This is a genomic window from Nonomuraea sp. LPB2021202275-12-8 (assembly GCF_037044575.1).
In the GTDB taxonomy this organism is placed as follows: Bacteria; Actinomycetota; Actinomycetes; order Streptosporangiales; family Streptosporangiaceae; genus Nonomuraea.
Map to the genome: position 1 here is coordinate 192,280 of NZ_JBAHWD010000014.1, position 6,340 is coordinate 198,619.

Genomic DNA, 6,340 nt, shown 5'->3' on the forward strand with positions numbered 1-6,340 from the left:
TATAAAGAGGCTCTCGTTACTGGTATCAGTTCGCCGCCAAGATGGCTTCATGACCACATCCGCCACTGTCCCGTCCTCTGTGCCCACCCGGCCGGAGACGGCACGGGCCAGCGGCCTGCTCCTCGCAGTGATCCTCGTCGGGCAGTTCCTGGCAATTCTGAACGTCAACATCGTCAACGTGGCCACCCCGACCATCGAAGCCGACCTGCGATCGTCCGGCGCGGGACTCCAGCTGATCGTGGCCGGCTACACCATCGTCTACGCCGTCCTCCTGATCACCGGCGCCCGGATCGGAGACCTGTTCGGCTACCGCAGGGCCTTTCTGACCGGACTGGCCCTGTTCACCCTGACCACGCTGGGAGCCGGCCTCGCCCCGTCGACGGAGTGGCTGATCGGATTCCGGCTGGCCCAGGGCTCCGGCGCCGCACTGATGATGCCGCAGGTGCTCACGCTGATCCAGCGCAACTACCAGGGCGCCGCCCGCGGCAGGGCGCTCGGCCTGTGGTCGGCGGTGATCAGCGGCGGCATCGTGGTCGGCCAGGCGCTCGGCGGGATCCTGCTCGGGCTGGGCGCGGGCTGGCGGATCGTCTTCCTGGTGCTGGTGCCGATCGGCGCGCTTCTGCTGGTCGCCGGGGTGCGGGCGCTGCCCGCCGACAGCGGCGGCGAGAGCAGGGCCGGACTCGACCCGTGGGGCCTGGTCACCCTGTCGGCGGCGGTGCTGCTCTTCGTCGTACCGCTCGTGCTGGGCAGGGAGCTGGGCTGGCCGGCGTGGGGCTGGGCCTCGATGGCACTGAGCGTCCTGGTCTTCTTCGCCTTCGTCCGCGTCGAGCGCTGGGTGACCGGCCGCGGCGGCCGGCCTCTGGTGAACGCCACCGTGCTGGCCGCCCCCGGCATGCGCCCCGGGCTCGCGGTCCTGCTCCTCGGCCCGGCGACCTGGGGCGCCTTCCTGTTCACCTCGGCGCTCCACCTGCAGGGCGAGCTGCACCTGTCGCCGCTGGCCTCGGGCATGATGCTGGTGCCCTGCGCGCTGGCCTACGCGGTGGTCGGGCTCGGCTGGCCGCGCCTGCCCGGCCGCCTGCAGCGCTCGCTGGTGCCCTTCGGCTTCGTCGTCGCGGCCCCCGCCTACATCGGGCTCGGCCTCGCGGCCGGAGGCGGCGTCCTGTACGCGATCCTGAGCGCGCTCGTCGGCGCCGGGCTCGGCGTGCAGGTGGCGGTGACCAACATGGCGACCGAGCGGGTGGACGACGCCTACGCCGCCGACGCGAGCGGCGCGCTGCTCACCGTGATGCAGCTCGGTCAGGTGATCGGCATCTCCACCGTGGGTACGTTGTTCATCTCGCTCACCGCGAACCCCGTGGGCGTCTCCGCCTCGCTGATCTCCGCGCTCGCCCTCGCCGCACTCGCCTTGCTGGCCGCTGTGGGCTCGTTGTTCCTGGTACGGCAGCGGAACGCCGCTTAGACTTGACCTGTTCTCTCATTTGAATGATTCAGGTTTAGCGCCTAGGTTGGAACGCATGGAAGACCGCGACCTGCTCCGTCAGGCCGGGCCGCGGGTGACCGCGGCACGGCCGGCGATCATGCAGGCGGTGCTGCTACCTCGTGAACGAGGCCGACATCACGTTCTGGGGCGTGTGCCCGAGCTGTCAATGATGATTTCCGGAGGATCGCGCTATGACGACCAGGCCTATCACCACCGACGATGCGGGCATCCCGGCCCCGAGTGACGAGCACTCGCTCTCCGTCGGCCCGAACGGCCCTCTGCTCCTTCAGGATCACTACCTGATCCAGAAGATGGCGCATTTCAACCGCGAGCGCGTCCCCGAGCGCGTCGTGCACGCCAAGGGCGGAGGCGCCCACGGCATCCTGCGGATCACGGAGGACGTCAGCCAGTTCACCAAGGCCGGACTGTTCCAGAAGGGCAAGGAGACCCCGCTCTTCCTGCGCTTCTCCACCGTGGCCGGGGAGCTCGGCAGCGCCGACACGGCGCGCGACCCCCGCGGGTTCGCGATCAAGTTCTACACCGAAGAGGGCAACTACGACATCGTCGGCAACAACACGCCGATCTTCTTCATCCGCGACCCGCAGAAGTTCTCCGACTTCATCCACAGCCAGAAGCGGCGCGCCGACAACCACCTGCGCGACAACAACATGCAGTGGGACTTCTGGACGCTGTCGCCGGAGTCCGCCCACCAGGTCACCTTCCTCATGACCGACCGCGGCACCCCTGCGAGCTGGCGGCACATGCACGGCTTCGGCTCCCACACCTTCCTGTGGTACAACGCCGCCGGCGAGAAGTTCTGGGTGAAGTATCACTTCAAGACCGACCAGGGCGTCCTGAACCTCACCGCGGCCGAGGCCGCCGGGCTGACCGCCACGGACGCCGACTACCACACGCGTGACCTGTTCGAGGCGATCAAGCGGGGCGAGCACCCGTCGTGGACGGTCAACGTCCAGATCATGCCGTTCGAGGCCGCAGCCGACTACCGGTTCAACCCGTTCGACCTGACCAAGGTGTGGCCGCACAGCGACTACCCCGAGATCACGATCGGCAGATTCACCCTCAACCGCAACCCGGTCAACTACTTCGCCGAGGTCGAGCAGTCGAGCTTCGAGCCGGCCAACCTGGTGCCGGGCATCGGGCCCTCCCCGGACAAGATGCTCCAGGGCCGCCTGCTCTCCTACCCCGACGCCCACCGCTACCGCATCGGCCCCAACTACCTGCAGCTGCCGATCAACCAGCCGAAGACGCCCGTCAACTCCTACAACTTCGACGGGCCGATGACCTTCAGCAACCCGCAGGACCCGGTCTACGCCCCCAACAGCGTCGGCGGCCCCGCGGCCGACCCGTCGCTGTACGAGGGCCAGCACTACGCGGTCACGGGTGAGATCGTCCGCGCCGCCTCCACCAGGCACGCCGAGGACGACGACTACGTCCAGCCGCGCGCCCTGTGGGAGAACGTGCTGTACGACTCCGACCGTGCCCACCTGGTGAGCAACATCGTCGGCCACGCCTCGGCCCCCGAGGTCACGGACGACACCAAGAAGCGCGTCGTGGACTACTGGAGCAACATCCACAAGGACCTCGGCCGGAGCGTCGCTCTGGGCCTCGGTCTCTCCTCCTGACCCACCCGTGGCGCGTCCCTCACGGGGTGCGCCACGCGCGTCAGTCGAACAACCAGGAGATCAGGAAGGGCGCCGCGGCCTGGTTCATCATCTTCGCCTTGATGCGGTAGGGCTCGCCGAGGAAGCGCAGTTGCTCCTCGACCTCTCCGAGTAGGTGTGGAATCACCCGACGGTCGAGCACGGACCAGGTGGCCCCGTCGGGGGGAAGAGGCGCGGGCATTATTCACTCCTTGCAATGGAGCATTTACTTCAAGCAATGTCCACGGGCGTGGGAGTACCGGGGCGGTGGCACTCATTCGACGGTGGAGAAGCGCGCTCGCGACGGGGTCGACACGAATGGCCGTGTCGGGTGATCTTGCGGCGCGTTGTATGCCATGATGTGCGCGGATCTTCGCTCGCCACGGCGAGCGGAAATACGAGGGAGGCGGGGCCGACCCGCCTCTTCCGAACGGCCCTGAGGGTTGCGCTACCAACTCGCCAGGGCCGTTCTTCATGCGCTGGCGTTGAGCGCCTCCAGGTCGAACTCACCCGCTCGGGCTCCGGCGGTGAAAGCCGCCCATTCGGCTGGGGTGAAGACCAGGACCGGGCCGTCCTGCTCCTTGCTGTCCCTGAGCGCGATGTTGCCGTCGGCCAGGGGGGCGACCTCGACGCAGCTGCTCGCGCCGTTGCAGAAAGTGCTCTTCTGCCATGCCGCCATCTTGGGATGGATGTGCATTTTCTCCCCAAATGGGTAAAGGGGCGCCATTGCCCCTTATGTGGTCTTCGTTACTATCCTCGCCACATCATCGCCTTACGCTGAATGAGCACACGCGACTCGTCCTCGTCCAGCGACTGGGACCTGATGTGTTCGAAGGCTGCTTCGTATCCAGCCACCCGTTCGAGGTCGTCGACGAAGTGAGCAGTATAGAGCTGCTCCAGGTATACGACATCGTCGAATTCCGCGAACTTCAGGTGAATGAACGCCCCCGTGTTGACCGGGTGCAGTGCATCCATGGGCAACACCTGAACGCTCACATGCGGCAGCAGGGACAACTCAAGGAGATGTTCCATCTGTTCTCGCATGACCGAGGGCTCGCCGAAGCGTCGCATGAGGACCGACTCGTCGAGCACGAAGCGCATCCCGCCCGGATCCGCCCGGTGCAGAACGCGCCGCTGCCGATCGAGGCGTGCCTCGACCCGGCTCCGGACACCGCTGTGTGTGATGAGCGCGATGCCACGGACGGCCAGGATGACCTCCCGCGCGTAGTCCTCGGTTTGGAGGAGCCCGGGCAGCACCTGGGGTTCCCAGTTGCGCTGGAACGTGGCCTCCGCCTCCAGCCCCAGGAATCTTGTGTATTCCTCAGGCAGAGAGTCTTCGTAATCTTCCCACCAGCCACGCTGGTCCGCATCCCGCAACAGGCCGAAGAGTTCGTCAAGTTTGTCGTCATCGGCGCGGTAGAGCTTGGACATGGCCTTGATGTCGTCGGCGCTGGGCATGGTCTTGGCCGCTTCGATCCTGCTGACCTTGCTGGCCGACCAGCCGAGCTCGCTGGCCGCCTTGGCTCCCGTGAGCTTGCGTCGCTCGCGCAGAAGACGGAGCTCCTGGCCGAGCCTGAGCCTGCGGACAGTCGGGCTGCCCTGCTTCGATCGCACCGTCGACTCTCCTTGCCGGGAATGAAGGTGTAGCCGGAAGGGATCGTTTCGAGCCCGCCTCTATGGGCCGTTCAGCCAATCTTACACTGCAACTTGCACGCGTAGTGTCACAAAAGCTTGCCAGAAGGCTTTCACGGGGAGACCGTAAGAGACAAGCAAACGTCCTCCAGAACGAGGAGACGGGGCGATGTTTTTCCGCAGTCACTCGCGTCTCACGGGGCCCAGCCCGTCGCGTGCAAGTTGCACCGCAAGGCAGCAGACAATATGCGAAGAAAGCCTAATCTTTCTTGCGAAGGGTCTTGCAGCACCAGTGACTGCGGGGGACGATCGGTCCACGAAGGTTCGCAAGGGTGAGGAGGCCGCGATGACGACACGGCCGCACCTGCCGAGTCTTCCCCTCATGATCGCGGGCGGCCACTCGGGCCGCCACACCGGCAACGTCGCCGTCCCGGATACGAATCACCACCCCAGGGAGGGCGCCTGCCGGAAGGATTTCTCACTCAGCTGAAGAATCGCCGCGACCGTCGCTCATTCGAGCACATGAAAAAAGCCGGACCCAGACCGACCACCGCTCGCCGCACAAAGGGCTGCCACCCTGCGACGAGACGGTCATCGGCCTGCAGTCCGGCGAAAGAAGCCACCTCGAGTAATGCCGCGAAAGGGGTCTTCTATGTACTCACAAGGTACCAAGGGACTCAGCCGAATCAAGTCCCGGATCCAGGAACTCATCTCTCGGGCCGACCGGGAAATCTGCATGGAGCCCGACGAGTTCGCATTCCGCAGGGGCTGGACCGTGACCCGGACCGGCTTCGGCGCCCGTCGCTACCGTGACCCACGCTTCGACCAGTTGAAGGTCGGGCCGCGAGTGCCGGAGGAGGTGTCCTGACGTGTCGAGGAACCCGCGTAACCAGATGTATCCGGCCAACGAGGACCTGCCCGCGGCCGGCGGCTCGAGTCTGATCGTCAGACTCTGGCGGATCCGCACCGAGTTGTTGCTGGTGGCGGCGCTCGCCTTGTTCACCCTGGCCCTGCTGGGCGCCACCCAGCACGGCAGGTGGCTGCCGTTCATCCTGTTGAGCAGCGCGATCTCGGTGCCCGCCGCCACCCGGACCGGCCGCAACTGGGTCACCGCGCACTTCTGGTGCGTGGTGTCCAGGCACCGGCTGCAGCGGGTCTGCCTGGAGACCACGATGCACACCAGGAGTGGCCGGATCCCGCTGGTGCTGTGGATCACGCCGACCCGCTCGGGTGAGAAAGCGCTGATCCTGACCAGGGCCGGCATCAGCGCCGAGGAGTTCGAGGCCTACAGCGAGGAGATCGCGGCGGCCTGCTGGGCGAGGAGTTCCCGGGTCTACCGGCACTACAGGCGGGCCAACCTGGTGGTCGTGGAGATCCTCAGGCGGGACGAGGTCGCGGGAGCCGTCTCCCCCGGACTCGACAGGCTCTATGGCCGGCATGCCTGGGTCGCGCTGCGGTCGGACCTCGAGGAGCCGCCTGATCTGCACCGGACTCTGGTCCTGCCGCAGATGGGCTGAAGAACCAGGACCTGCCCGGGCAGGTCCTGGCACAAGCCCCGGAGACCGCG

7 protein-coding genes are annotated in these 6,340 nt (G+C 66.6%); 4 read left to right on the forward strand and 3 right to left on the reverse strand.

Features of this window, described 5'->3' with window-relative positions:
- The first annotated feature begins 49 nt into the window (after positions 1 to 49).
- Together V5E28_RS25695 and V5E28_RS25700 are read left to right on the forward strand one after the other, a co-directional pair.
- Positions 50 to 1,459, forward strand: coding sequence for an MFS transporter (locus V5E28_RS25695; RefSeq protein WP_336209824.1), 1,410 nt, complete (start codon positions 50 to 52; stop codon positions 1,457 to 1,459).
- A 212-nt stretch (positions 1,460 to 1,671) separates the two neighbouring features.
- On the forward strand, positions 1,672 to 3,123 hold the full coding sequence (locus V5E28_RS25700; protein ID WP_336209826.1) for a catalase: 1,452 nt from the start codon (positions 1,672 to 1,674) through the stop codon (positions 3,121 to 3,123).
- A 40-nt stretch (positions 3,124 to 3,163) separates the two neighbouring features.
- Here V5E28_RS25700 and V5E28_RS25705 read toward each other — a convergent pair whose 3' ends face one another.
- The 3 genes from V5E28_RS25705 to V5E28_RS25715 form a co-directional block, all read right to left on the reverse strand.
- On the reverse strand, positions 3,164 to 3,343 hold the full coding sequence (locus V5E28_RS25705; protein ID WP_336209828.1) for a hypothetical protein: 180 nt from the start codon (positions 3,341 to 3,343) through the stop codon (positions 3,164 to 3,166).
- Positions 3,344 to 3,613: 270 nt separating this feature from the next.
- Entirely contained in the window at positions 3,614 to 3,838 is a 225-nt protein-coding gene (locus V5E28_RS25710; RefSeq protein ID WP_336209830.1) for a DUF397 domain-containing protein, read from the reverse strand.
- 53 nt (positions 3,839 to 3,891) lie between these two features.
- Positions 3,892 to 4,755: a helix-turn-helix domain-containing protein gene (locus tag V5E28_RS25715; protein WP_336209832.1), complete on the reverse strand. Its 864-nt coding sequence runs from the start codon at positions 4,753 to 4,755 to the stop codon at positions 3,892 to 3,894.
- A 670-nt stretch (positions 4,756 to 5,425) separates the two neighbouring features.
- On the opposite strand from V5E28_RS25715, the gene V5E28_RS25720 reads away from it, so the two are divergent.
- Complete coding sequence (locus V5E28_RS25720) at positions 5,426 to 5,641, forward strand: hypothetical protein (protein WP_336209834.1); 216 nt, start codon at positions 5,426 to 5,428, stop codon at positions 5,639 to 5,641.
- Between the two features lies 1 nt (position 5,642).
- Positions 5,643 to 6,290, forward strand: a complete 648-nt coding sequence (locus tag V5E28_RS25725) for a hypothetical protein (RefSeq protein ID WP_336209836.1) — start codon at positions 5,643 to 5,645, stop codon at positions 6,288 to 6,290.
- The last annotated feature ends 50 nt before the right edge of the window (positions 6,291 to 6,340 follow it).